General features: G+C 63.7%; 24 protein-coding genes and 1 tRNA gene. 9 read left to right on the plus strand and 16 right to left on the minus strand.

The window, feature by feature from the left end; all coding sequences use genetic code 11:
- Positions 1–19 precede the first annotated feature (19 nt).
- From B5V02_RS36060 to B5V02_RS36080, 5 genes are read right to left on the minus strand one after another with little or no spacing between them, the layout of a single operon-like run.
- On the minus strand, positions 20–604 hold the full coding sequence (locus B5V02_RS36060; RefSeq protein WP_111548720.1) for a sarcosine oxidase subunit gamma: 585 nt from the start codon (positions 602–604) through the stop codon (positions 20–22).
- Positions 597–3590: a sarcosine oxidase subunit alpha gene (locus B5V02_RS36065; protein WP_111548721.1), complete on the minus strand. Its 2994-nt coding sequence runs from the start codon at positions 3588–3590 to the stop codon at positions 597–599. The genes B5V02_RS36060 and B5V02_RS36065 overlap by 8 nt, the downstream gene beginning before the upstream one ends.
- Entirely contained in the window at positions 3587–3883 is a 297-nt protein-coding gene (locus B5V02_RS36070) for a sarcosine oxidase subunit delta (RefSeq protein WP_111548722.1), read from the minus strand. Before B5V02_RS36070 ends, B5V02_RS36065 begins: the two co-directional genes overlap by 4 nt.
- 12 nt (positions 3884–3895) lie before the next feature.
- The gene (locus B5V02_RS36075) at positions 3896–4318 is read right to left on the minus strand and encodes a hypothetical protein (RefSeq protein WP_111548723.1); all 423 of its coding nucleotides are present in this window, start codon (positions 4316–4318) and stop codon (positions 3896–3898) included.
- Positions 4318–5571: a sarcosine oxidase subunit beta gene (locus B5V02_RS36080; protein ID WP_111548724.1), complete on the minus strand. Its 1254-nt coding sequence runs from the start codon at positions 5569–5571 to the stop codon at positions 4318–4320. Before B5V02_RS36080 ends, B5V02_RS36075 begins: the two co-directional genes overlap by 1 nt.
- 201 nt (positions 5572–5772) lie before the next feature.
- On the opposite strand from B5V02_RS36080, the gene B5V02_RS36085 reads away from it, so the two are divergent.
- The 8 genes from B5V02_RS36085 to B5V02_RS36120 all read left to right on the plus strand — a co-directional run bounded on the left by B5V02_RS36085 (position 5773) and on the right by B5V02_RS36120 (position 11982).
- Positions 5773–6141: a DUF2568 domain-containing protein gene (locus B5V02_RS36085; protein WP_111548725.1), complete on the plus strand. Its 369-nt coding sequence runs from the start codon at positions 5773–5775 to the stop codon at positions 6139–6141.
- A gap of 164 nt (positions 6142–6305) precedes the next feature.
- Positions 6306–7064, plus strand: coding sequence for an SDR family oxidoreductase (locus B5V02_RS36090; protein ID WP_111548726.1), 759 nt, complete (start codon positions 6306–6308; stop codon positions 7062–7064).
- A gap of 111 nt (positions 7065–7175) precedes the next feature.
- Positions 7176–7562 carry an SET domain-containing protein gene (locus tag B5V02_RS36095; RefSeq protein WP_111548949.1) on the plus strand — a complete coding sequence of 129 codons (387 nt, stop codon included), beginning with the start codon at positions 7176–7178 and terminating at the stop codon, positions 7560–7562.
- A gap of 178 nt (positions 7563–7740) precedes the next feature.
- Positions 7741–8019 (plus strand): 30S ribosomal protein S21, encoded by a 279-nt coding sequence (gene rpsU, locus B5V02_RS36100; RefSeq protein ID WP_023810129.1) that lies wholly within the window; start codon positions 7741–7743, stop codon positions 8017–8019.
- 191 nt (positions 8020–8210) lie between these two features.
- Positions 8211–9062, plus strand: a complete 852-nt coding sequence (locus B5V02_RS36105; protein ID WP_111548727.1) for a tetratricopeptide repeat protein — start codon at positions 8211–8213, stop codon at positions 9060–9062.
- 177 nt (positions 9063–9239) lie between these two features.
- Positions 9240–9716 carry a DUF992 domain-containing protein gene (locus B5V02_RS36110; RefSeq protein WP_111548728.1) on the plus strand — a complete coding sequence of 159 codons (477 nt, stop codon included), beginning with the start codon at positions 9240–9242 and terminating at the stop codon, positions 9714–9716.
- Between the two features lie 149 nt (positions 9717–9865).
- Positions 9866–10348, plus strand: a complete 483-nt coding sequence (locus tag B5V02_RS36115) for a DUF992 domain-containing protein (protein WP_111548729.1) — start codon at positions 9866–9868, stop codon at positions 10346–10348.
- Positions 10349–10545: 197 nt separating this feature from the next.
- On the plus strand, positions 10546–11982 hold the full coding sequence (locus B5V02_RS36120; RefSeq protein ID WP_111548950.1) for an MFS transporter: 1437 nt from the start codon (positions 10546–10548) through the stop codon (positions 11980–11982).
- Between the two features lie 114 nt (positions 11983–12096).
- Here the strand turns inward: B5V02_RS36120 and B5V02_RS36125 are convergent, their stop codons facing one another.
- From B5V02_RS36125 to B5V02_RS36180, 11 genes are all read right to left on the minus strand, one after another.
- On the minus strand, positions 12097–12789 hold the full coding sequence (locus B5V02_RS36125; protein WP_111548730.1) for a response regulator transcription factor: 693 nt from the start codon (positions 12787–12789) through the stop codon (positions 12097–12099).
- Complete coding sequence (locus B5V02_RS36130) at positions 12786–15518, minus strand: sensor histidine kinase (RefSeq protein ID WP_111548731.1); 2733 nt, start codon at positions 15516–15518, stop codon at positions 12786–12788. The genes B5V02_RS36125 and B5V02_RS36130 overlap by 4 nt, the downstream gene beginning before the upstream one ends.
- A 57-nt stretch (positions 15519–15575) precedes the next feature.
- Entirely contained in the window at positions 15576–16139 is a 564-nt protein-coding gene (gene kdpC, locus B5V02_RS36135) for a potassium-transporting ATPase subunit KdpC (RefSeq protein WP_111548732.1), read from the minus strand.
- 11 nt (positions 16140–16150) lie between these two features.
- Complete coding sequence (gene kdpB / locus B5V02_RS36140) at positions 16151–18244, minus strand: potassium-transporting ATPase subunit KdpB (protein ID WP_111548733.1); 2094 nt, start codon at positions 18242–18244, stop codon at positions 16151–16153.
- A 231-nt stretch (positions 18245–18475) separates the two neighbouring features.
- Positions 18476–20179, minus strand: coding sequence for a potassium-transporting ATPase subunit KdpA (gene kdpA, locus B5V02_RS36150; protein WP_111548734.1), 1704 nt, complete (start codon positions 20177–20179; stop codon positions 18476–18478).
- 34 nt (positions 20180–20213) lie between these two features.
- A complete protein-coding gene (locus tag B5V02_RS36155) occupies positions 20214–20303 on the minus strand; it encodes a K(+)-transporting ATPase subunit F (protein ID WP_023669708.1) in 90 nt (29 codons plus the stop codon).
- Positions 20304–20764: 461 nt separating this feature from the next.
- Complete coding sequence (locus B5V02_RS36160; protein ID WP_111548735.1) at positions 20765–21067, minus strand: DUF982 domain-containing protein; 303 nt, start codon at positions 21065–21067, stop codon at positions 20765–20767.
- 179 nt (positions 21068–21246) lie between these two features.
- Positions 21247–22458, minus strand: coding sequence for an acyltransferase family protein (locus B5V02_RS36165; RefSeq protein ID WP_245446371.1), 1212 nt, complete (start codon positions 22456–22458; stop codon positions 21247–21249).
- A gap of 213 nt (positions 22459–22671) precedes the next feature.
- Entirely contained in the window at positions 22672–22932 is a 261-nt protein-coding gene (locus B5V02_RS36170) for a hypothetical protein (RefSeq protein ID WP_111548736.1), read from the minus strand.
- A 136-nt stretch (positions 22933–23068) separates the two neighbouring features.
- A complete protein-coding gene (locus tag B5V02_RS36175) occupies positions 23069–23311 on the minus strand; it encodes a hypothetical protein (RefSeq protein ID WP_111548737.1) in 243 nt (80 codons plus the stop codon).
- 181 nt (positions 23312–23492) lie between these two features.
- Positions 23493–23582, minus strand: a tRNA-Ser gene (locus tag B5V02_RS36180).
- Positions 23583–23938: 356 nt separating this feature from the next.
- On the opposite strand from B5V02_RS36180, the gene B5V02_RS36185 reads away from it, so the two are divergent.
- Positions 23939–24643 carry a DUF2569 domain-containing protein gene (locus B5V02_RS36185; RefSeq protein WP_167458806.1) on the plus strand — a complete coding sequence of 235 codons (705 nt, stop codon included), beginning with the start codon at positions 23939–23941 and terminating at the stop codon, positions 24641–24643.
- Positions 24644–24696: the final 53 nt, after the last annotated feature.

Below are 24696 nucleotides of genomic sequence, written 5' to 3' on the forward strand. Positions count from 1 at the left end.
CCCGCAAAACGTTCCGAGTTCAGACCGCTGCGTCCCGCGATCCCTCGGACAGGAAAGTAAAGACATAGTCCGAGAAGGAACGCCAGCATTCAACCCGGAAGGCGTCTGGGGCGTTGCGCAACAGCACAATCTCAGCCTTGCCCAGGATGGTGCGCGAGGCCGCCCCGACCGGGAAGGCATCGAGCGACAGGTCCTGCGGGCAGCCCGCATTGATCGTCGCCGCCGCCCCAGCACCCGTCACGGCGATCGCAATGTTGCGATGCGAGATGCCGACGGCCGAATGCAAGGCAGAAACCGCGGCGCAATCGGTGAGCGGATCGTTGCCAGCCTCGTCGATCACCAGCCATTCGTCGGGGCCGAGCCACAGAGCGGTACGGCCCGCCTTCGTGGCCGAGGTTTTTGGCTTTTTCGGCAAGGTCACACCGAGCGCCTTGGAAAGGGCGGCAATCGAAGCCTCCGGCGCGCGCAGCGAGATGCGATCGGCCGGCGGCAGCACCTCGACCTTGGCGCCGGTCGCGGCGGTGCTGCGTCCAGCCAGCGCCGGGCGACGCTCGACCGAAGGCGATGCGGCCGCAGCCGTCTTCTTTGCAGCGGCCTTAGCCATTGAGGCGCCCTCCCGTCTCGTCGAAGAACACCATGCCGGAAACCTCCACTTCGATCACCCCGTTTGGCATCGGCACGTAGAGCGTGTCGCCCATGCGGTCGCGACCGCCGGCGACCAATGCCAGCGCAATCGAGCGGCCGCAATTTTCCGACCAGTAGCTCGAGGTGACGTGGCCGATCATCTTCATCGGGATCGCCTGCTTCGGATCCTCGACGATCTGCGCGCCTTCTTCCAGCACCACCTTCGGGTCCTTGGTCTTGAGACCGACCAGCTGCTTGCGGCCCTTGGCGACCAGGTCCGGCCGCGCCATGCCGCGGATGCCGACGAAGTCGGCCTTCTTCTTGCCGACCGCCCAGTCGAGACCGGCATCGTTCGGTGTCACCGTGCCGTCGGTATCCTGGCCGACGATGATATAGCCCTTTTCGGCGCGCAGCACGTGCATGGCCTCGGTGCCGTAGGCCGCCGCACCATGCTTCTGGCCCTCGGCCCACAGCGCTTCCCACACGGCCTGGCCGTAGTCGGCCGGCACGTTGACCTCGAAGCCACGCTCGCCGGTGAACGACATGCGGAACAGCCGTGTCGGCACGCCGCAGATCTTGCCTTCGCGCACCGACATGTGCGGCAGCGCCTCGTCGGACATGTCGATGCCTTCGACCAGCGGCGCGATGATGTCGCGCGACTTCGGTCCTTGCACGGCGATGACCGCCCATTGTTCGGTGATCGAGGTCAGCCAGACATTGAGATGCGGGAACTCGGTCTGGAGGTAATCCTCCATGTGGTTCATGACGCGCGGCGCGCCGCCGGTTGTCGTCGTCACATGGAAGCGGTCGGGCGCCAGCCGGCCGACGACGCCGTCGTCATAGATGAAACCGTCCTCGCGTAGCATGATGCCATAGCGGCAGCGGCCCGGCTCCAGCTTCTCCCACGGATTGGTGTAGAGCAGTTCCATGAACTTGGCCGCATCCGGCCCGACCACTTCGATCTTGCCGAGCGTCGAGGCATCGAACAGCCCGGCCGTCTTGCGCACCGCGACGCATTCGCGGTCGACCGCAGCGTGCATGTCGTCGCCGGCCTTGGGGAAATACCAGGCGCGCTTCCACTGCCCGACATCCTCGAACACGGCACCTTGGGCTTCGGCCCAGCGATGAATAGCCGTCTTGCGCGTCGGATCGAACAGCGGACCGCGCGCGTGGCTGACAATCGCGCCGAACGTCACAGGCGTATAGGGCGCCCGGAACGTGGTCAGGCCGACTTCCGGGATCGGCTTGCCAAGCGTCTCGGCGGCGATCGCCAGGCCGTGCATGTTGGAGGTCTTGCCCTGGTCGGTCGCCATGCCGTTGGTGGTGAAGCGCTTGACGTGCTCGATCGAGCGCATGCCCTCATGCACCGCCTGGCGGATATCCTTGGCGGTGACGTCGTTCTGGAAATCGACAAAGGCTTTCACCGTCGTGTCCGGCCCGGCGCCGGGGGCCGCACCCAGCATGCCGCGCGACCAGCTCTCCGAGGCGTCGACCTTGGGCTTGTTGCCCTTGGCGGTTTTCGCATCGGCATCTTTCGCTGCCTTCTCGCCCGCCGCATAAGCCTCGTCGATCGTCGCCGACAGCCCGTCCGTGCCGTTGCAGGCGCCGACCGAGGCACAGTCCTGCGCATAGGTGCCCGGCACGAAGCGCTTGGTCTCGTCGTTGAAGGCGACCTTGCCGCGCGACTGCGAGAACAGGTGCACCGACGGCGTCCAGCCGGCCGACATCAGGATCGCATCGACCGGGATGGTGCGTTCGCCACCGCCATTCTTCGGCTGCACGGTCATCGACGACACCCGCAATTTGCCGCCGGCGCGGATCACCGCGCGGCCGAAATTGACCTCGATGCCGAGCGCCCTCGCCTCATCGATCACCGGCCCGGTCGGATGGTCGCGCAGGTCGACGATCGCCGCCACGTTGACGCCCGCCTTCTTCAGGTCGATCGCCGCCGCATAGGCGGAATCATTAGCGGTGTAGACGCCGACATTCTTGCCGACCGCGACGCCATAGTGGTTGAGATAGGTCCGCGCCGCACCGGCCAACATGATCCCCGGCCGGTCGTTGTCGGCGAACACCATGTGGCGCTCGATGGCGCCGGAAGCCAGAACCACGCGCTTGGCCCTCACCTGCCACAGCCGCTCGCGCGGCAGGTCGTGGCCGGGGGCTGAGAGATGATCGCTGATGCGCTCGACCAGCCCGACGAAATTCTGCGCGTAATAGCCGAAAGCTGTCGTGCGCGAGAGCACGCGGACATTGTCCATGCCCTGGAGCCTGGCAATCGCTGCCTGCGCCCAGGCAAAGCCGTCCTGGCCGTCGATCCTGGCGCCGGTCTCGAAACGCAGGCTGCCGCCGAACTCGGCCTGCTCGTCGGCAAGGATCACGCGCACGCCGGTCTCGGCTGCGGCAAGTGCTGCCGCGATGCCGGCCGCGCCGCCGCCGAGCACCAGCACGTCGCAATGCGCATAGCGCGACGAATAGTGATCGGGATCCGGCTGGTCCGGGGAAACCCCGAGGCCGGCCGCCGCCCGGATCTTCGGCTCGTAGAGGCTCTTCCACGCCGCCTTCGGCCACATGAAGGTCTTGTAGTAGAAGCCGGCCGAAAACAGCGGCGACGCCAGGTCGTTGACCGCGCCGACATCGAAGGACAGCGACGGCCAGCGGTTCTGCGACTGCGCGGCAAGCCCGTCATAGAGCTCCTGCACGGTGGCCCGCACATTCGGCGTCTTGCGCGCTGCGTCGCGCTTGATCTCAACCAGCGCGTTCGGCTCTTCCGCGCCCGCCGACAGGATGCCGCGCGGACGGTGATACTTGAACGAGCGGCCGACGAGATGGACGCCATTGGCGAGCAGCGCCGAGGCCAGCGTATCGCCCTCGATGCCGGCGTAGGACTGGCCATCGAAGCTGAACCGCGCGGTCTTCGCCTGTTTGAGGCGGCCGGCGCTGGGAATGCGGAACGCGCCGCTCATTTGGCAACTCCAGGCAGCTTCGACGGCTTTGGCTCGCCGGCCTTGTAGGTCATGATGAACTTGTCGGTGACGGTGTCACGCACTGCATTGAAGAAGCGGGCGCAGCCATGCATGTGCCGCCAGCGCTCATAGATGATGCCCTTGGGATTCGAGCGGATGAAGAAGAACTTCTCGAAATCGTCGTCGCTCTCGCCTGATATGTTGGCCGAGCGCGCGATATGCGCCTCGCCGGCATTGCGGAACTCGAGCTCCGGGCGCTCTTCCTCGCAATAGGGGCAGCGGATGAGAAGCATTTGTGTTCGTTCCTACAATTCGCCGTGGCCGACGTGAGCGCCGGCGGGTTGGTCGCAAAGCCTCTGGCCCATGGCCGCAAAGGGCGCGACGAGCCGAATGCGCTCCTCCACGCTTGCGGCCGGGCGAAACAGGTCGCGATACGCCATGTTGCCGATGGTGAGTTGCATCGGATCGGTCGTGACGATGACGCGGCGCGGCTCGAATGTGTCGTCCTCGTCAAGATCGGAAGGCCTGTTCTCCAGGAACATCACCACCTTCTGGCCGCCGCTCCAAACGCAGGCCAGCACGCCGTCGTCGACGGAAAACGGCCATCCGGCCTCGTTCCCGGCGCGGCTGATCGGCTGCGTGCGCACTTCGTCCGCCGACGGAAAATGGAACATGCCCTGTTCCCCCGCCAGCATCAGCGGCATGGCGACAGCCATCTGCGCCATCATCAGTGCGCCACCGCCGCCGCTGCCGCCTCGTCGATGAGTCGGCCGGTGCGGAAGCGCTCGATGGTGAAGGGCGCGTTGATCGGATGCGGATCGTCCTTGGCGATGGTGTGGGCAAAGACATGGCCTGAGCCCGGCGTCGCCTTGAAGCCGCCCGTGCCCCAGCCGCAATTGACATAGAGGCCGGGCACCGGCGTCTTGGCCAGGATCGGCGAGCGGTCCGGCGTGACGTCGACGATGCCGCCCCATGAGCGCAGCATCTTCATGCGCGTGAAGATCGGGAACATCTCGCAGATGGCGTCGAGCGTGTGCTGCAGGATGTGCAGGCCGCCGGTCTGCGAATAGGAGACATACTGGTCGGTGCCGGCGCCGATCACCAGCTCGCCCTTGTCGGACTGCGAGATATAGGCGTGCACCGTGTTCGACATCACCACGCAGGGCACCACCGGCTTGACCGGCTCCGACACCAGCGCCTGCAACGGGTAGCTCTCCAGCGGCATGCGCACGCCGGCCATGTTCATGATGACGGAGGAATGGCCGGCGGCGACGACACCGACCTTCTTGGCGCCGATGAAGCCGCGCGTCGTGTCAACGCCCATGACCGCGCCATTGGCCGCGCGCTTGACGCCGGTGACCTCGCAATTCTGTATGATGTGGACACCGCGCGCCGAGGCGCCGCGCGCATAGCCCCATGCCACGGCATCGTGGCGCGCTGTGCCGCCGCGGCGCTGCAGGGCAGCTCCGACCACCGGATAGCGCGCATCTTTCGAGATGTTGAGCGGCGGGCAGAATTCCTTCGCCTGCTCCGGCGTCAGCCATTCATTGTCGATGCCGTTCAGCCGGTTGGCGTGGACATGGCGCTTCAGCACCTGGATGTCGTGCACATTGTGGGCCAGCATCATAACGCCGCGCGCCGAATACATGACGTTGTAGTTGAGTTCCTGGCTCAGCCCATCCCACAGCTTCAGCGCATGGTCGTAGATGCCGGCGCTCTCGTCATAGAGATAGTTGGAGCGGATGATGGTGGTGTTGCGGCCGGTGTTGCCACCGCCGAGCCAGCCCTTTTCCAGCACCGCGACATTGGTGATGCCGTGCACCGTGGCGAGATAATAGGCGGTGGCCAGGCCATGGCCGCCGGCGCCGACGATGATGACGTCGTATTCCTTCTTCGGCTCAGGCGAGGACCATTGCTCCTCCCAGCCCTTATGGCCGCGCATAGCCTCGCGGGCGATGGCGAATACCGAATATTTCTTCAACGTTCCAGCCTCGCAAATGGCGGCAGGGCGTTCACTCGGCCCCGGCGCGCGAGGTGTATCACTAGCGAAACGCAGCTTCCACCCTTGCGCTGTTTGCGACGGCGCTTGCCGTTTTGCGCCGCGCGAAAAAGACGCATGCGATCTGGCTGCCGTGGCTGTCTTCGGTCACATTGCCTGGCGCGGGACTCAAGGAGGACGATCATGGGCAACGCCTGGTGGAATTTGACGTTGCGCTTCCTGCTGGAGCTTGCCGCCTTGCTCGGCCTCGGTCTGGCGGGATGGGGGCTCTCCGACGGATGGTGGCGCTGGATCCTGGCTCTGGCCCTGCCGCTCATTGCGGCTGTCCTGTGGGGAACCTTCGCCGTACTCAACGATCCAAGCCGGTCGGGCCGTACCCCCGTGCCGGTACCGGGCGCGGTGCGGCTGGTGCTGGAACTGGTCATCCTGTTCGGCGGTGCGGCTGGGTTCTACCTGGCCGGTTACACGACCACGGGCGTCATCGTCGCCCTGCTCATCGCCATCAGCTACGCATTCTCGCTCGATCGCCTCAGCTGGTTGCTGAAGCAATAGTCCGCCCAACCGGCCTCGCCTTTCGCGAGCGGCTGGCTTCCGTCCATCGTCAGCAAGATCCAACTGCGCAGGTATCGGGTGTCGCCGGAAGGCGTGGCCTGCGATCAACGGACCTCGTTGCCGGCACCAGTCGGCCAGACAGGACCGACAGAAGGACGACAGCCATGCTCGCACTTGCCAACAAGATCGCCATCGTCACCGGCGCCAGTTCCGGCATCGGTCGCGCCACCGCAAAACTCTTCGCCGAGGAAGGCGCCAAGGTCATCGTCGCCGCCCGCCGCCAGGCCGAGCTTGATACGCTGGTGGCCGAGATATCCGACGCCGACGGCACGGCCGTCGCGCTTGCCGGCGACGTCCGCGACGAAGCCTATGCGAAAGCCCTTGTCGATCTGGCTGTCGAAAAATTCGGCGGGCTCGACATCGCCTTCAACAATGCAGGCGCCGTCGGCCAGATGGGGCCGATTTCGGACCTGTCACTGGAGGGATGGCGCCAGACGCTCGACACCAACCTTACCAGCGCCTTTCTCGGCGCGAAATACCAGGTGCCGGCAATGGTCGAGCGCGGCGGTGGTTCGCTGATCTTCACCTCCACCTTCGTCGGTAACACCGTCGGCATGCCCGGCATGACCAGCTATGCTGCAAGCAAGGCCGGCCTGATCGGGTTGACGCAGGTGCTGGCGGCTGAATATGGCCCGAAAGGCGTGCGGGTCAACGCGCTGCTGCCCGGCGGGACCGACACACCGGCGGCAACCTTCAAGACCCCTGAATCGCGGGCTTTCGTCGAAAACCTGCATGCCCTGAAGCGTGTCGCGGTACCGGAAGAGATCGCCCGCTCGGCGCTCTACCTCGCCTCCGACGCTTCGAGCTTCACCACCGGAGCCGCGCTGTTTGCCGATGGCGGCGTGTCGATCAACCGGACGTGAAGGCTTTTCGCCGCCAGGATGCATGTTCATTGCCGCAAACCTGGGCGGCCGGTCTTGCTTTTTCTGTGCGATTTGGCGATGCCGTTTCCTGTCGAAACGGGTCCTCGAACCATGATGCTGATCAGAACCTATGTGGCTGCGAGCGCAATCGAAGGGGTCGGCGTGTTCGCCGCCGAGCCGATCAGGAAAGGCGCCTCGATCTGGCGGCTCGATCCGGATTTCGACCGGTTGATTCCGTTGCAGAAATACGAGGCAGCACCGCCGCATCTCAGGGAATTGCTCGACCGCTATGCCTATCCAAGCCCGGATCGTCCCGGTTTCATGGTCTATGAGGTCGACAATGGGCGCTTCATGAATCACGCCGAACGGCCGAATACGGACTTTTCGCGGTATGGCGGCGCGACCGCGACCCGCGACATCGCGGCCGGCGAGGAGATCACCTGCGACTATGGCGAGTTCTTCGCGGATTTCGAGCGGCTTCACCTCGCTACGGCGTAGTCGGCTCCCTATCCAGCAGCAAACCGGCTGCGGTTTGGCCGCTGATGTTCATTTCGGCTGTGGACAGCGCGGCCTGATTCTGCTATCAGCCGCCACAATTCGTGGTGTAGATCGCCGCGGAGGCTTGTGGCTATGGCCGCTTGCCTGTTGATATCAAACCCGAAAGACAGGATTGCCCGTGCAGGTACTCGTCCGCGACAATAACGTTGATCAGGCGCTTCGCGCGCTCAAGAAGAAGATGCAGCGCGAAGGCATTTTCCGCGAAATGAAGATGCGCGGACATTACGAGAAGCCTTCCGAGAAGCGCGCCCGTGAAAAGGCCGAAGCCGTGCGGCGCGCCCGCAAGCTGGCCCGCAAGCGCGCTCAGCGCGAAGGCCTGCTGCCGATGACGCCGCGTCCGGTTGCTGCTGGCGCCGCCGGCGGTGCAGGTGGTGCTCCGCGTCCGCCGCGGTTCTAACGCCAATTTTTCGTCCTTTTCGAAGGATACTAGAGGTGGCGCGATGCGGAATCGCCGCCACCTTTTTGTTTAGGGCGACAGGCGTCCACACGGACGCACAAAGGACGCTCTAACACTTTACGAAAACTACGACCCGGCCCGGAGGGGGGACTCGGACCGATCGACGCGGCTAAAGCGAGGACAGGGCAGACATGAACGCAATCAGCGTGGAGCGCAGAACCCCATTGCGCGGCTTTGCCCTGACGGCAGCTCTGCTTTCCGGGCTGGCGCTTGCCGGCTGCCAGACGGCTGGCCCTACAGGCGAATTCAACAACATCGACAAGGCGCAGGGGTCGAGCGAGAACATCTCCTCGCTGTCGGCGGTGATCCAGCGCAATCCCCAGGATCCCGAAGGCTACAATGTGCGCGGCTCCGCCTATGGCCGGGGCGGCCAGTACCAGGCGGCTCTCAAGGATTTCGACACCGCCATCCAGCTCAACCCGAATTTCTTCCAGGCTTATTCGAACCGCGCGCTCATTCAGCGCTTCCTCGGCAATCAGAAGGCTGCGCTCGACGACTACAACCATTCGATCCAGATCAACGGCAATTATGACGCCGCCTATATCGGCCGCGGCAACCTCTACCGCAAGGCGGGTCGCACACAGGACGCCTTCAACGACTTCCAGAAGGCAATCCAGCTCGACACGACCGATGCGCGCGCCTACCACAATCGCGGTCTGATCTATCAGAGCCAGGGCCAGCACAAGTTCGCCATCGAGGATTTCTCGACCGCCATCTCGCTGGCGCCGGACGCCGCCGAGCCCTACAACGGCCGCGGGCTTTCCTATCTGGCCACGAACGACGAAGACAACGCCTTTGCCGACTTCAACATGGCGATCAAGCTCGACGGCAAGAACGCCGAGGCCTGGGCCAATCAGGCGCTGATCTACGAGCGGCGCGGCGACAAGGTCAAGGCCGGGAAATCCTACCGCGAAGCCGTGCATCTTGATCCGACTTACCAGCCGGCCAAGGATGGCCTCGCCCGCGTCAGCGGTGCGACTTAGGCGCGTATCAAAGCGCTGGCCGAAAGAGCGGGCGGCGCCGCAAAGCCGTCAATCCGGCAACCGCGCGTTAACCCCGGCAGCAAGGTGCTGACCCGTGCCTTGTTCGCGCCAAGTTTTCGGCGGAACGGTCTGGCCACCCAAGCCGTTATTCCAAGCAATTTGCGAAAGGACCCTCCCATGATCAAGAAACTCGCCTGCGCCGCTGCCCTCGCCACGACGGTGTTCGCGGCCGCCCCTGCCAGCGCTGGCAAACTGCAGCTCGGAACGCTCGACTGCACCATTGACGGCGGCACCGCTTACATCGTCGCCTCCAACAAGGGCGTGTCCTGTGTCTTCCGCCCCTACCATCACGGACCGTCGGAGATTTACACCGGCGTCATCTCCAAGATCGGCGTCGATGTCGGCCAGACGCATCAGGGCCAGCTCGCCTGGGCCGTGCTGGCGGCAACACGCGACCGTGACGCGGGCGATCTCGCCGGCAGCTACTACGGCGTTAACGCCGAGGCCAGCGTGGTGACCGGCGGCGGCGCCAACCTGCTGGTTGGTGGCTTCAACAGCGCCTTCATGCTGGAGCCGCTCAGCGTGCAGGCACAGACCGGCGTCAACCTCGCCTTGGCGGTGACCTCGCTCGAGCTGATCCACTCGCTCAAGTGAGTGCAGGGAGCCATGCGCTCCACGACCCCTCTACCTGCGGCGCGGAACCAGATAGGATGGTTCTGCGCCGTTTGATTTTTAGAGCAATTCCCTTAGGGAATTGCGTCAAAACAAAAAGATAGAGCGGTTCCGAACCGCTGGGGGACCGCATGCCAAAGACAGCCATCGCTGCTGCCATATTCGCCACCGCGCTTGCCGGGACGGCGCATGCACAGGACAAGGGCATCGAACTCGGTGTGCTGGATTGCGCCATCGGCGGCGGCACCGGTTTCATCTTCGGCTCGAGCAAGGACTTGAGCTGCACCTTCAACCCCGCCGACAAGACCTTTGCACCGGAAGCCTATTTCGGCGCCGTCAACAAATACGGCCTCGACATCGGCACCACGAAGCAGACAGTGATGCAATGGCTGGTGCTGACACCGCTGAAGAACATCTACGCGCCAGGCGCGCTGGCCGGAGACTATCTCGGCGCCAGCGCGGAGGTGACGGCAGCCGTCGGCGCCGGTGCCAATCTGCTGGTCGGAGGCTCCTCGCAGGCCTTCACCTTGCAGCCACTCAGCCTGCAGACGCAGACCGGCATCAACCTCGCCATCGGCGTCAGCCAGTTCCAGTTGCGCAGCACCGAGAATTGACCCCCGGTCGCCTGCCGTAAATGTTCCGAAAAATTTCGCTTGAGCTCAACCCCGGTTGAGGTCTTAGAAGCCTGCCCCGACTGGAGCAGCGCCCTTGATACGGCGCGCGACGCACGCTCCTGCCTGCGCATGGTCCTGCCGGAAACCCATACTGGCTTCTGGCGCCATGCGCAGGCATATGGAAGGCAGGGGTGGAAATGACCGAAATCAGCACAAGCAGGGTCGACTGGCGCGCTTTATGGGCGAGCGGCGACCTGGCGCGTTTCTGCTTCATCAGCCTCGGCATCCTGCTGCACGCCACCAACGAGACGATGGTGGCAACGGTGATGCCGGCCATGGTCGGCGAACTGGCCGGCGTGCAGCTCGTCGGCTGGTCGCTGGCCATCTATGAGCTCGGCGCCATCGTCGCCGGCGCGGCGGCCGGGCGGCTGGTGAGCTATGTCCCGCTGCGCACCAACATGGTGGTCGCCGCCCTCCTCTATGCCGCCGGGGCGCTGATCTGCGCCACCTCGCCTTCCATGCAATTGTTCCTTGCCGGCCGCCTGATCGAAGGGCTTGGCGGCGGCGCGCTGGTGTCGCTGGCCTTCGTCTCGGTCGAGCGGCTGTTCTCGCGCGCCATCTGGCCGCAGCTTTTCGGCATCATGTCGGCGATCTGGGGCGTTGCCGCGTTCAGCGGCCCGATGCTCGGTGCAATCATGACCGAGCTTTTGTCATGGCGCTGGGCCTTCGGCATCTTCACCTTCGGCGGCACCGCCATGGCGCTGGCAAGTTTCATCGTGCTCAACACGCCGGAGGCGACGAAACCCAGGACAAGCACCGGCAAGGCACCGCCCTTCCCGTTCGCAGCACTTGGCTGCCTTGCCGTCGCCGTGGTGCTGATCGCCTCGGCCGGCGTCGATATCGCCTTGCTGCGCTCGTCGCTGCTGATGGTCCTCGGCCTCATCGGCCTGGTGCTGTTCTTCTCCATCGACGCGCTGAAGCCGCGCTCCCGGCTTTTTCCGGCGCGGCTATTCTCGTGGCGCACACCGGTCGGCGCCGGCATGACCATGGTCGCCGCCTTTTCAGTGGCGACCTGTTCTTTCGGCGTCTACGGGCCGCTGATCCTGACCAGCCTGCACAACATTCCGCTGCTCACCACCGGCTACATCATCGCCGCCGAATCGATCGCCTGGTCGATCCTGTCGATCCTCGTCGCCAATGCGCCACCGCAACGCGAGCGGCTGATCATCGTTGGCGGCGCGGTGATGATCGCGGCAGGCATCGCCGGCTTTGCCTACACGATACCGCTGGGCTCCATTCCGCTGATCCTGCTTTGCGCCCTGCTGCAGGGCGGCGGCTTCGGCATCGCCTGGCCGTTCCTGACGCGCGTCATCGTCGCCTCCGCTCCGGAGGGCGAGCAGACCATCGCCTCGGCGGCGGTGCCGACCATGCAGCGCATCGGCTATGCCGTGGGTGCAGCACTTGCCGGCATCGTCGCCAATGCCAGTGGCTTTTCGCAAGGTTTGAACCATGACGCGGCGGCGAATGTCGCGTCCTGGCTGTTCCTCGCCTTCGTGCCGCTCGGCATTGTCGGCTGCCTGGCTGCCTTGCGGACATCGTCAACGGCAAACCGTCTGCAGGAAGCTGTTGGTTAAAGCAATTCCAGGAAAAGTGTGAAACGGGGAAAAGCGCGTAGCGCCTTCCCTGAGGGCATTGCGTTAAAACGAAGAGATAGAGCGCGATCCCGAGAGGTCGAATGGCCCCTCGCTCTATTCGACCTCGCGCAGGCGGTAGCCGACACCGGTCTCGGTGGTGATGTAGCGCGGCTGGTCGGGGATCTTCTCGATCTTCTGCCTGAGCTGCCGGACGTAGACCCTGAGATACTGCACGTCGGTCGAATCGCCCCAGACCTGCTTCAAAAGGAAATGATGGGTCAGCACCTTGCCGGCGTGCTGCACCAGGATGCGCAGGATGTCGTATTCCTTCGGCGACAGCTTTACGTCCTTGCCTTCGACCTTGACGATGCGTTTGACCAGATCGACGGACAGGTCGCCAGTGTGGAACACCGGCGTTTCACCCTGCTGCTGGAACTTGTGGCGCAGCGCCACGCGGATGCGCGCTACCAGCTCGTTCATGCCGAATGGCTTGGTGACATAGTCATCGGCGCCGAGTTCCAGAGCCTGGACGATACCGGCCTCGTCGGTGCGGCTGGAAAGGATGACCACCGGAATGTCGAGGCCGTCGTCGCGCCATTTGCGCAACAGCTCATGGCCGCTCATGCCGGGCAGGCCGAGGTCGAGCAGGACGAGATCCGGTTTCTCGGCCTCCATCAGTTCGATCGCCACCCTGGCGTTTGGCGCCTCGCTGATCGCATAGCCCTGGCTGCCGAGGCCTACGCGCAGCAGCTTGCGGATTGGCGGCTCGTCATCGACAACCAGTATCCTGACGTTCGAGTTTGTCATGCCAAGTCACCCACATCGTCGTCCGCATTCGAGGCGTCGAGCTCGGGCGGGTTCGCCGGCTTCGGCATCTTGATGGTGAAAACCGCGCCCGAACGGTCGGTTCGGTTTGCCGCCGTGATCGTGCCCCCCATCGCCTCGATGAAGCCGCGGCAGATCGACAGCCCGAGCCCGGTGCCGGCACGAACCTGGTCGCGCTTGCGCACCCGGTAGAACGTGTCGAAAATCCGTTCCAAATCGCCGGAGGGGATGCCCGGCCCCTCATCCATGATCTGCAGGATGACGGAACCATTGTCGGTCCAGCCCTGCACGCGGATCGTCGAGCCGGGCGGCGCGTATTTCGCCGCATTGTCGAGGAGATTGAACAGCGCCTGCTCGAACAGGACGGGGTCGACCTTCAACATCGGCAGATCCGAGGGGATGTCTATCTCGGTCTTGTGCTCGGCGATGATTTTCCTGGCTCTCTGCAGGGCGGAACCGACGATGTCGCCGACATAGTGGAAAGCATAGTTCGGCTCCATCGCGCCGGACTCGATCTTGGTCATGTCGAGCAGATTGGCGATGAAGCGGTTCAATCGCTCGGATTCGTCGAGCACCGTCGTCAGCAGCTCCGCCCGGTCCTGTTCGGGAAGTGCCGGCGCGAATTCCCTCAGCGTGCCGGCCGCGCCCATGATGGCGGCGAGCGGCGTCTTCAGATCATGCGAGATGGAAGTGAGAAGTGCCGAGCGCAGCCTATCCGCCTCGGCAGCGAGCTTGGCGCGGTCGACATCTGCGACCAGCTGGATGCGCTCGATGGCGACCGCCGCCTGGTCGGCCAGCGCATCGAGCAGGCGCTGCTGCTCGGGCGTCAGCAGCGGGCCCTGCTTGTCGTTGTCGAGGCCGATGACACCGATTGCCGTGCGCCCGGTCCGCAAGGGAAGATAGAGGCGCTTGGCGCCCGGAAGCGTGTCGGCGCCGCGTCCCGCGGCACGATTGTGCTCCCAGGCCCAACGGGCGGCTGCGATGTCGGCCTCGGCCAGCGTATCGTCGGGCGGATAGCCGGCCTTGACGGTGATCGTTCCGTCTTCCGGCAAAAGCAGCACCACCCGCAGCTTCAGCATCGAGGCGATCTGGAAGGCGGTGGCCCAGAGCACGTCGTCGAGCGTGCCGGCACCGGCGAGCTTCTTTGAGAAGAGGTAGATGTCCTCGGTGGCCCGCGCCCGCGAGCGGGCGGCGACCGCCTGCCGTTGCACGCGCGCCGTCAGATTGCTGGCAATGACGGCGACAACCAGGAAGACGCCAAGCGCAACAATGCTCTCCGGATCCCGGATGGTCAGCGTGTAGCGCGGCTCCAGGAAGAAATAGTTGAAGGCAAGGGCGCTGACGAGACAGGCGTACAGAGCCGGCCACAGTCCGCCGGTGACCGCCGATGCCAGCACCGCGATGAGAAAGATGATGGCGAGATTGCGGACGTCGAGAAACTGGTCGAGGACCGCGCTGAAGGCGAGCGAACCCACGACATAGGCCGTGGACAGCAGATAGGGCCCTATCTGGAACTGCCTCTGCTCGTCCGCCGTCTTGACGCTCCTCGACGTCGCCTCGGTGTTGCGTTCATTTCCCGAAATGACATGGACGCTGATGTCGCCGGCATTGCGGATGAGATCATAGGTGAGCGAGCCTTCGATCAATTCGCGCCAGCGCGATCGGGTCGGCCTGCCGACCACGATATGGGTGAAATTGTTCGCCGTCGCATAGCGCACAATGTCCTGCGCCACATTCTGACCCGGAATCGTCGTCACCTCGGCACCAAGTTGTTGGGCGAGGCGCAGGTTGGTTGCGAGCCGGTCCTTGTCCTCCTCGGGCATGCTGGCCAAGCGAGGGCTGTCGACATGCAGCGCCGTCCAGGGAGCACGGAGCCGATCGGCCAGCCTGCGTGCATAGCGGACGCGAGCCGATCCTCCCAGGCGCGCGTCGAGGCAGACGAGGACCCTTTCGCCTGCTGCCCACGGTCCAGGAATGGCGTGGGCCTGCATATGGATCAGCAACTGGTCGTCGACGCGCTGGGCGGTGCGGCGCAGCGCCAGTTCCCTCAGCGCCGTCAGATTGCCCGGCGAGAAATAGTTCTCGATGGCGCGTTGGGCGGTGTTGGGGAAATAGACCTTGCCCTCCTCGAGCCGCTTGATCAGGTCGTCGGGGGTGAGATCGATGATTTCGACATCATCGGCCTGGTCGATGATGGAATCGGGAACCGTCTCGCGGACCCTGACCTTGGTGATCTGGGCGACGACATCGTTCAGGCTTTCGACATGCTGGATGTTGAGCGTCGTGTAGACGTCGATGCCTTGCGTCAGGATTTCCTGGACATCGAGGTAGCGCTTGGGGTGGCGGCTGCCGGGCGCGTTGGTGTGGGCGAGTTCGTCGACGAGAACCAGCGCCGGGCGCCGGGCGAGGATGGCGTCGATATCCATCTCGTCGAGGATGCGCCCCTTGTAGTCGACCTTGCGGCGGGCAATGACCTCGTAGCCCTCGACCAGGGCCAGTGTTTCCTTGCGGCCATGCGTTTCGACGACGCCGATCACCACGTCGACGCCGTCGGCCAGCCTGGCGCGACCCGACATCAGCATCTCGTAGGTCTTGCCGACGCCGGGTGCCGCACCCAGGAATATTCTCAGGCGGCCGCGTGCCTCCCGCTCGGCATGATCAAGCAGCGCGTCGGGAGAAGGTCTGGTTTCGTTGCGGCTGTCGTCCGGCATCAGGATCGATCATGGATGGCGCCGGGGATACTGTCGATCCCCGGACCTCACCATTCACTATTTCGCGCCGTCCAGCGCAAGGTTGAGACCAAGCACGTTGACCACTGGTTCTCCCATGAAACCGAGCTCCCTGCCCTCGACCTGGCTGTCGACAAGCGCCTTGACCTTGGCTTCGTCGACGCCCCTGGCCTTGGCCACCCGGGCGACCTGGAAGTAGGCCGCTTCGGGGCTGATATGCGGATCGAGGCCGCTGCCGGACGTCGTCACCAGGTCCATCGGCACGGGCTGGTTCGGATTCTCCGCCTTCAGCTTTTCCGCGTCGCCCTTGATGCGATCGATCAGCTTGGGATTGGTCGGGCCGAGGTTGCTGCCGCTCGAGGCGGCGGCGTTGTAGCCGTCGCCGGCGGCCGAGGGGCGGCCGTGGAAGTAACGATCGCTGGCAAAGCCCTGGCCGATCAGTTCGGAGCCGATCACCTTGCCGTCCTTCTCGATCAGGCTGCCATTGGCCTGGCGCGGGAACAGCGCCTGGGCGATGCCGGTCATGCCGATCGGATAGGTCAGGCCGGTCAGCACCGTGAAGAAGACGATCATGATGATCGCGGGTCTTATCTGGGTGAGCATGGACGTATTCCTTAAGCGAGGCCGAGGGCGGTGACGATCATGTCGATCGCCTTGATGCCGACGAAGGGGACGATGATGCCGCCGAGGCCGTAGACGAGCAGGTTGCGGCGGAGCAGCGCGCCGGCGCCGATGGCACGATATTTGACGCCTCTCAGCGACAGCGGGATCAGCGCGATGATGATCAGCGCGTTGAAGATGATGGCCGACAGGATGGCGCTCTGCGGCGTCGCCAGATGCATGATGTTGAGCGCCTGCAGCGGGCCGGTCGTCTGTCCCGGCGCGACGTAGAAGACGGCGAACATCGCCGGAATGATGGCGAAATACTTGGCGACGTCGTTGGCGATCGAGAAGGTGGTCAGCGAACCGCGCGTCATCAGCAACGCCTTGCCGATTTCGACGATCTCGATCAGCTTGGTCGGATCGCTGTCGAGATCGATCATGTTGCCGGCCTCGCGCGCGGCCACCGTGCCGGTGTTCATGGCGACGCCGACATCGGCCTGGGCCAGGGCCGGCGCATCGTTGGTGCCGTCGCCGCACATGGCAACCAGCTTGCCCTTGGCCTGCTCGTCGCGGATCAGCTTCAGCTTGTCCTCGGGTGTCGCCTGGGCGAGGAAGTCGTCGACGCCGGCTTCCGCGGCAATCGCCGCGGCCGTCATCGGATTGTCGCCGGTGATCATCACCGTGCGGATGCCCATGCGGCGCAGTTCGGTGAAGCGTTCGCTGATACCGCCCTTGACGATGTCCTTGAGGTGGACGACGCCGAGCAGGCGCCCGTCGCGTTCGACCGCCAGCGGCGTGCCGCCCGACTTGGCGATCTCGTCGGCGATGGCCTGCAGATCGCGGACGGATTCGCTGCTTGGGCGCGTGCCATGAGAGGCTGATGTCGACTGGTTGACATGGGCAAGAACCGAATCGACGGCGCCCTTGCGGACCGACGAACCATCGATGTCGACGCCGCTCATGCGGGTTTGCGCGGTGAAGGGCACGAAAGTGGCGTGCAACGTCGCCATGTCGCGGGCGCGGATGGCGTACTTTTCCTTGGCGAGCACGACGATCGAGCGGCCTTCGGGCGTCTCGTCGGCGAGCGAGGCGAGCTGGGCCGCGTCGGCCAGTTCCTGCTCGGTGACGCCTTTGACCGGGCGAAACTGCGTCGCCTGGCGATTGCCGAGCGTGATCGTGCCGGTCTTGTCGAGCAGCAGCGTGTCGACGTCGCCGGCCGCCTCGACGGCGCGGCCGGACATGGCCAGCACGTTGAAGCGCACAAGGCGGTCCATGCCGGCGATGCCGATGGCCGACAGCAGGGCGCCGATCGTCGTCGGGATCAGGGTCACGAACAGCGCGACCAGCACGGTCACCGAGATGTAGCCACCCGAATAGGAGGCAAAGCTCGGGATCGTCGCCGTGGCCAGCACGAAGATCAGCGTCATGCCGACGAGCAGGATGTTGAGCGCGATCTCGTTCGGCGTCTTCTGGCGCTCGGCGCCTTCGACCAGCGAGATCATGCGGTCGAGGAAGGTATGGCCGGAGGCCGCGGTGATGCGCACGCGGATCCAGTCGGACAGCACCTGCGTGCCGCCCGTGACCGCCGAACGATCGCCGCCGGATTCGCGGATGACTGGCGCGGATTCGCCCGTGATCGCCGCCTCATTGACCGAAGCGACGCCTTCGATCACCTCGCCGTCGGACGGGATGATGTCACCGGCCTCGACCAGCACGGCATCGCCGACCTTGAGGCTGGTGCCGGGCACCAGCTTGTATTTCGTGCGGTCTTCACCGGTCAAAAGCTTGGCCTGGGTCTCGGTGCGCGCCTTGCGCAGCGAATCCGCCTGCGCCTTGCCACGGCCTTCGGCGACGGCTTCGGCGAAGTTGGCAAACAGCACGGTGAACCACAGCCAGATGATGATCTGCAGCGTGAATTTGAAATCGCCGCCGCCGGTGATCAGATCCCTGACGAACAGGACGGTCGTGAGCGCCGAGACAACGGCGACGACGAACATCACCGGATTCCTGATCAGGGTGCGCGGGTTCAATTTCTTGAAGGCCCCGCCGATGGCGGGCAAGAGGATGCTAGCATCCATGATGCTCGCAGATTTTGAGTGGCTCATTTTGGAGCTCCGGCTTCGCTGTTGTTGGATGGCACCGATCGATCGGATGCCGAAAAGGGTGGCCCGTAGACCAGCAGCCAGATCACGATCATGACCGCCGCAATGCCCAGGAACGTGGATATGGTCGGGAAGGGAGGGGGAGTTGCCTCCCCCTCATTGTCGGCTCAGGGCCGAGCCTTGCGACGCATGTTGCTGAACCAGGACATGACTTCTATCCAAGGCGGGGCGGTTTCAGAAGGTCTGCCCATGGATCATCGCCAAATGTTCGACGATCGGTCCGATTGCCAGCGCCGGGAAGAAGGTCAGGCCGACGACGATCAGGATGACGCCGACCAGCAGGCCGACGAACAGCGGGCCATCGGTCGGGAAGGTGCCGGCTGAGGCCGGGACCGTCTTCTTGGCCACCAGCGAGCCGGCAATGGCCAGCGCCGGAATGATGACCAGGAAGCGTCCCATCAGCATGCCGATACCGAGCGTTATATTGTACCAGGGCGTGTTGCCACTGAGGCCGCCAAAGGCCGAGCCATTGTTCGCCGCCGCCGAGGTATAGGCGTAGAGAACCTCAGAGAAGCCGTGCGGGCCGGCATTGGCGATCGATGCCACGGCGCTTGGCAGCACCACGGCAATGGCCGTGAAGATCAGCATCGCCAGCGGCAGGCTGAGGATGGCCAGCATCGCCATCTTGACTTCCTTGGCTTCGATCTTCTTGCCGAGATATTCCGGCGTGCGGCCAACCATCAGCCCGGCAACGAAGACCGCAACGACGATGAACATCAGGATGCCGTAGAAGCCGGCGCCAACGCCGCCGACGATGACTTCGCCGAGCTGCATGTTGATCATCGGGATGAAGCCGCCGAGTGCCGTGAAGCTGTCATGCATGGCGTTGACCGCGCCGCAGGACGCGGCGGTAGTGACGACAGCAAACAGTGCCGACATGGCGATGCCGAAGCGGCTCTCCTTGCCTTCCATGTTGCCGCCGTCGATGCCAAGCGCGTGCACCAGCGGATTGCCGGCAGCTTCCGCCCAGTAACAGACGGCGACACCGGCGATGAACAGGACACCCATGGTGGCCAGGATCGCCCAGCCCTGGCGCTGGTTGCCGACCATGCGGCCGAAGACGTTGGTCAAGGCGGCGCCGAGCGCGAAGATCGTCACCATCTGGATCAGGTTGGAGATCGCATCGGGATTTTCGAAAGGATGCGCGGCATTGGCATTGAAGAAACCACCACCATTGGTGCCGAGCATCTTGATGGCCACCTGCGACGCGACCGGGCCGACCGCAATCGTCTGCTGCGCGCCTTCCAGCGTCGTGGCGTTGACATAGGCGCCGAGCGTCTGCGGCATGCCGAGCCAGACATAGACGAGGGTCAGGACGATACAGAGCGGCAGCAGCACATAGAGGGTGCAGCGGGTGATATCGACCCAGAAATTGCCGATGGACTTGACTGAGGCGCGGGCAAAGCCACGGATCAGCGCGACCGCGATGGCGATACCGACCGCTGCCGACATGAAGTTCTGCACAGTGAGGCCGGCCATCTGCACGAGGTAGGACATCGTGCTTTCGCCGCCGTAGTTCTGCCAGTTGGTGTTGCTTACGAAGCTGACGGCGGTGTTGAAGGCGAGATTGGGTTCGACGGCGGTCATGCCCGCCGGATTGTAAGGCAGGACGCCTTGCAGCCGCTGCAGGACATAAAGCACCAGGAAGCTGACAACGCTGAAGAACATGATGCCTGCCGCATAGGTGGTCCAGTGTTGTTCCTCGCGCTCGCTGGTTCCCGCGATGCGATAAAGCCCGCGTTCAATCGGGCCTAGAACCGGCGAAAGAAATGTCCGGTCGCCGTTGAAGACGCGGTACATGTAGCCGCCGAGCGGCTTCACCAGCAAAACGACGATCCCGCAGTAGACGAGGATCTGTAGCCATCCGTTGAGAGTCATGGTTGTAGCTTTCCGTGCCTTGCGCCAATTGCTGTCAGAAGCGTTCTGGGCGAACGAGGGCGTATGTCAGGTAGACGAGCAGGAACAGCGTCACGCCGCCACCGAGGATATAGTCGACGAGCATTTTTGCGGTCCTCGCGTTAAAGAATGTCACAGGCTTTGATGTAGGCGAAGGAAAGGGCGAAAAACAAAATCCCTATCCCGAGAACAATAATGTCCATTGTGCTTGTTCCTTGCTTCCGGTCTTCCACTTTCGCCTGATACAGACAGGTCGGCGATTACGTGAAAACGGCCCGTCGCATTTTGGCGGCGGTACCGGATGTGTTTTCTCAAGGGTGATATGGACCCGATCGCCATAAAGGTTCGAGACGGGGCGGGATGGAAAGAAATAGGAATTTTATAAAGGTTTTCGGGTCAGCTCGTCGCAAGCGTTCGACAGGTTGATTGTCGCGCAGCGGCCGGCTTCAGCCCCGACCACGGGCCTGCGGTTTCCCGGCTGGAAAAGCGAAAGCCCGGCTGGGGAGGGCCAAGCCGGGCTTTCCGTGGTGGCTGGTGCAGATTTAGCCGCCACGATGGGAGGTGGCGTCAGGCGGCGTAACCGCCATAACCACGGGCAACGGCGTGTACGCCTGCAGCCGGCTCGAGATCCGGCCACAGGATGCCGGCAGCCTGGGCAAATTCGACCAGGGCACGGCGCGCCTGCTCGATGGTCACATAACCCGGAACGGCGAGATCACATGCCTTCACCGCGTTGCGAAAGAGCGGGCCACGGCGGGAGGTCGTCCAGTTGGTCAGGAAATCGTGCATTTCGGCAAGCGAGGCAATCTCGCGCTTGAAGCCAAGGCCGACGGTCAGTGCGACCGGTGAATGAAACAGCTTGTCGTGCATGAAATGGCTCCTGATTTATCGCAGCGCCGGGAGAGATATCCGGGCTGGTCCACGGACGGGACGCCGTGAAACGCGCTGGGAGGCAGGAGGTTCCAGGCCGAGCGCTTTTATATGAAATGCGGCGGTCGGCCGTTGATCGCGATGCCCGCACAACCAATCGTTCGCGCCTCTCTTGGGCGCTATGAGCGGTCGGCAGATTGTCGTGTGAAGCTTGTCGGCATTCGCCAGGACCACACTTCACGCGCGACTGGAGCCTCGCGGGTCTCACGCTGCGTCGACAGGCGAAGAACTGCCGCAAGGCTGTTTCCCAGCGAGACGCCGGGCTTTTCAACAACAAGGTGCGCGACCAGCGCCATGAGGACCAGAAGCACCATCGCCATCACTATCACAAGCCAATACTGGGTGGCGTTGTCCAAGGCCAAGGTCCGCACCGGCGCGATGGAAAATATCGCGACGAAGGCAAGCCCCTGCAAGAGATAGATGCCATAGCTGATCTCGCCCAGTCGCACCGAACGGTTGGCGGTCAGAAGACCAAAGAAATCAGCGCCCGAGACGATCAGGAAGAAGGCACCGATGCACGGCAGCACCGGCCCCGGCGCGTAGGCAATCCTGTAGGTGGCAAAAATATAGACCAGCAGCGCTAGAGCCATAGTAGACAGGACGTGCCGATGCACCTTCACCAGCAGCGTGTTTGCTTCAAGCGTCGCGCACAGCATCCCACCTGCGAAAAGTCCTAGATAGCCGTAGGCGCCGCCCCCTCCATTCATCGACATGAGAATGGAAAAAGCCAGCAGAACGGCCGGCAATCCTATGCGGGTAACCGGGTGCCGGCTGAATATGGCTGCGATTGGCAGGCTGAAATAAAACAGCCATTCATAGGGCAAGGTCCAGGTTACGCAGGCCAATACGCAGACGCGGGCACTCGAAAGCGGGACATAGCCAAAGACACCAAACAGCAGATTGAGAAATGCCCGCTCGTAGGTTGCGAAGGTCGAATAATCGATCTGGCCGTCGGCGACCTCCAAAGCCATCGCCAGGCCGACGGCCAAAATGTAGAGCGGCCCGATCCTGAAAGCCCGCTTGAGCAACAGGGTCGGAAAATCCACGGCGGACTTTGCAGACAGCAATTTCCCCCAGAACAGATAGGCGGAGATGATGAAGAAAAAGGACACTCCCACCTGTCCCAGCAGGCCATAGAAAGCCGAAGGCGGATACTTCCATGCGCCGGTTGTCAGGAATTCATGGTAGATGACGGCGTGATGAAGCACGACGGCAAGCGCCAGATAGCCTCGCATCCCGTCGATTGCCCGGACCCTGGCGGCGTTCGCTTCGAAGCCGACCCGCTGAAACAGCGGCATGCCTGCAAGCGGCCAAAGCAGCGCGACGACCACAAAGGCGGGCCAGAGGTCATAAAGTCCAATCACGATTGCTCCGAGCCGATGCGCACAGCCTGCTGAGTCCCCCTGTCAGACTATGCAACCTTGCCCAGCGGCGGCACAAGCGCCCGCAAGATCCGCCAGACACAAAACCGGTCGGCGCAGGAACGAAGGGCATGCTCCACCGGCCATGCGTACACTTGCGCGGGCTAGCAACAATCCCAAAAATCATCGTGCATTGGTATTCGCGCGTGCTGGTGGATCGATCTTCGCCAGATGCTCTCTGGCCTCGATCACACGCCGCTGAGCGGCCCTTATCCTGCTGCAGAGCGCGATATTGATCCCGACTCCGCAGTCTTCGTCCAGCATATCCTTGGCACGCCCGAGGGCGAGCTCCGCCTGCTTAACGCGCAGTCTGGCCTCAGCCAGTTCCAGGATCATGAGATCGGCCATCGCGCCGCGTCCGTTGTGCTCCAGGGTGTACATCATGAAGTGCTAACTCATAACGGAGCGGTTCGTTCCCCCTGAGGCCTGGCACCGAGATCACGAATATGATCCTCCGTTGCGGCGAGCCCCCTCAACAGAGATCGCCTTCCCTTGATCCTGAAATCACGGTGGCGGGCTTCTATCGCGCCGCAGTCAGGACGAACGTGCGCTCTCTCGCCTCAATTCGTTTGAGGCAATGTTCTGGAATATCTGGCCACGTCGCCTTGGCGCATTCTTTCTCCGTGACCGCAACAGTTTCGCCGGGCCGCACGTTCGCGGCTTGGGTAGCGGTGGATGACGTGACGAGCACTGTCTGAGTTATGAGCGCCGCAACGGCGGCGACTTGGATCAGGACGGCAGCGAGGGCGATCTTCTTGAGCATGCGAGGAAACGCTCGTCACCGCCCCGGGTTCCTCCGGCTTCTGGTTTTTTCGCTCACGTTGGCCCGCTGCCTCACGGTGCGGGCTTTTCTGTTTGAGCAAGCCAGCCAGGCAGGGAAAAGTAGGGAAGCACGCAAGTGCTTCAGAAATCACCAGCGATTTCAACGTGTTGTCGAACGATGGTGGCGGAGAGAGCGGGATTCGAACCCGCGTTACGGTCTCCCGTAAACACACTTTCCAGGCGTGCGCCTTCAACCACTCGGCCACCTCTCCGTCCATGCATGTCGCGCCGGCCGGTTTCGCCGCGTGGGTTGGGGAGATGCACCTCCCTTGGGATTGGGCGTGGAACCCCGCGCCGGCGCCGCCAACCAGCGAACGCCCTTCCCCTGCACCTGAGCCGTCGAAGCAACAGGCGCGGGGCTCATCTAGTCGATCCGGCGCCGAATGCCAAGCCATAACGGCAGTCTATTCGCTTTGCCGGCCACACAGCGTTTCGCGAGGCTGCCGGCGCGCCCGTTTTGAGGCGCAGTCACCCGAATGATGTGCACAGGCAAGGCCGCAAGGCCGGCCGCGCTTGACTTCGCCCGGGGCCGCCTGTCGAGTGACGCAGAGGCCTTGGGGGGCCGGACATGACATCGAGCAATGGACAGACGCCTGCCAGACGGCCGGACAGCGGCCTGTCCTTCGTGCCGCCGGGCTGGCTCGTCTTCGTCATGGCGTGGTCGGTCTACGGCCTGGTGTCGAGCTGGTGGCTGGTTGGGAACTCTGGCCTGCCGGACAGGATCTTCTATCTCCTCCTGAGCGGGGTCGTCGCCAATGTCATCACCATCCTGTGGGGGCTTTACCTGCTCGGCCTCGCCTTTGGCCGCTCGGCCCGCTTCCCGCGCCATTTCACCATCTGGCAGATCGCCACCATCATCTGGCTGCTGGCGAGGCAGGCCTATGTGCTGACGATTTCCGATTTCGTCTTCTCAGGCCAGGCGCTTGCCGTCACCGCTGCCGAGATCGCCATCGGGGTTCTCTGCATTTATCTGCTGCGCCGCGGTTCCGAAGCCGGGGCCGTCTATGCCAATCCGGAAACCGAAAGCCCGCCTGTCTTCGTTTCGATCATCGCCGCCCTGCTCGGTATCATCCTCGGCGCGGTCATCGGCGCCGTGGGCGGATTCTTCGCCGGTGAGGGGATTGCGGAGGCCACCGACATGAGCTGCTTCGAGGGCGGCTGCGGTTATTTTGCCTTGTTCATCGGGCTGGCCGGGTTGGTCGTCGGCGCCATCGGTGGCGGCCTTTTCGCCGTCTGGCGCGTCCATCGGCGCATAAGGAAGCCGGCGGCATAGGCCAGGCTTCAAATTCGCGCAGGGCAACGAATCCAGGTTAACGGGTTCCTTCG

The organism is Mesorhizobium kowhaii, assembly GCF_003253745.1.
In the GTDB taxonomy this organism is placed as follows: Bacteria; Pseudomonadota; Alphaproteobacteria; order Rhizobiales; family Rhizobiaceae; genus Mesorhizobium; species Mesorhizobium kowhaii.

What these genes read in the sequence shown, in the direction of transcription:
- B5V02_RS36060 (WP_111548720.1), bottom strand. Translation starts at nt 604, where the DNA reads ATGGCTAAGGCCGCTGCAAAGAAGACGGCTGCGGCCGCATCGCCTTCG.
- B5V02_RS36065 (WP_111548721.1), bottom strand. Translation starts at nt 3,590, where the DNA reads ATGAGCGGCGCGTTCCGCATTCCCAGCGCCGGCCGCCTCAAACAGGCG.
- B5V02_RS36070 (WP_111548722.1), bottom strand. Translation starts at nt 3,883, where the DNA reads ATGCTTCTCATCCGCTGCCCCTATTGCGAGGAAGAGCGCCCGGAGCTC.
- B5V02_RS36075 (WP_111548723.1), bottom strand. Translation starts at nt 4,318, where the DNA reads ATGATGGCGCAGATGGCTGTCGCCATGCCGCTGATGCTGGCGGGGGAA.
- B5V02_RS36085 (WP_111548725.1), top strand. Translation starts at nt 5,773, where the DNA reads ATGGGCAACGCCTGGTGGAATTTGACGTTGCGCTTCCTGCTGGAGCTT.
- B5V02_RS36090 (WP_111548726.1), top strand. Translation starts at nt 6,306, where the DNA reads ATGCTCGCACTTGCCAACAAGATCGCCATCGTCACCGGCGCCAGTTCC.
- B5V02_RS36095 (WP_111548949.1), top strand. Translation starts at nt 7,176, where the DNA reads ATGATGCTGATCAGAACCTATGTGGCTGCGAGCGCAATCGAAGGGGTC.
- B5V02_RS36105 (WP_111548727.1), top strand. Translation starts at nt 8,211, where the DNA reads ATGAACGCAATCAGCGTGGAGCGCAGAACCCCATTGCGCGGCTTTGCC.
- B5V02_RS36110 (WP_111548728.1), top strand. Translation starts at nt 9,240, where the DNA reads ATGATCAAGAAACTCGCCTGCGCCGCTGCCCTCGCCACGACGGTGTTC.
- B5V02_RS36115 (WP_111548729.1), top strand. Translation starts at nt 9,866, where the DNA reads ATGCCAAAGACAGCCATCGCTGCTGCCATATTCGCCACCGCGCTTGCC.
- B5V02_RS36120 (WP_111548950.1), top strand. Translation starts at nt 10,546, where the DNA reads ATGACCGAAATCAGCACAAGCAGGGTCGACTGGCGCGCTTTATGGGCG.
- B5V02_RS36125 (WP_111548730.1), bottom strand. Translation starts at nt 12,789, where the DNA reads ATGACAAACTCGAACGTCAGGATACTGGTTGTCGATGACGAGCCGCCA.
- B5V02_RS36130 (WP_111548731.1), bottom strand. Translation starts at nt 15,518, where the DNA reads ATGCCGGACGACAGCCGCAACGAAACCAGACCTTCTCCCGACGCGCTG.
- kdpC (WP_111548732.1), bottom strand. Translation starts at nt 16,139, where the DNA reads ATGCTCACCCAGATAAGACCCGCGATCATCATGATCGTCTTCTTCACG.
- kdpB (WP_111548733.1), bottom strand. Translation starts at nt 18,244, where the DNA reads ATGAGCCACTCAAAATCTGCGAGCATCATGGATGCTAGCATCCTCTTG.
- kdpA (WP_111548734.1), bottom strand. Translation starts at nt 20,179, where the DNA reads ATGACTCTCAACGGATGGCTACAGATCCTCGTCTACTGCGGGATCGTC.
- B5V02_RS36155 (WP_023669708.1), bottom strand. Translation starts at nt 20,303, where the DNA reads ATGCTCGTCGACTATATCCTCGGTGGCGGCGTGACGCTGTTCCTGCTC.
- B5V02_RS36160 (WP_111548735.1), bottom strand. Translation starts at nt 21,067, where the DNA reads ATGCACGACAAGCTGTTTCATTCACCGGTCGCACTGACCGTCGGCCTT.
- B5V02_RS36170 (WP_111548736.1), bottom strand. Translation starts at nt 22,932, where the DNA reads ATGATGTACACCCTGGAGCACAACGGACGCGGCGCGATGGCCGATCTC.
- B5V02_RS36175 (WP_111548737.1), bottom strand. Translation starts at nt 23,311, where the DNA reads ATGCTCAAGAAGATCGCCCTCGCTGCCGTCCTGATCCAAGTCGCCGCC.
- B5V02_RS36185 (WP_167458806.1), top strand. Translation starts at nt 23,939, where the DNA reads ATGACATCGAGCAATGGACAGACGCCTGCCAGACGGCCGGACAGCGGC.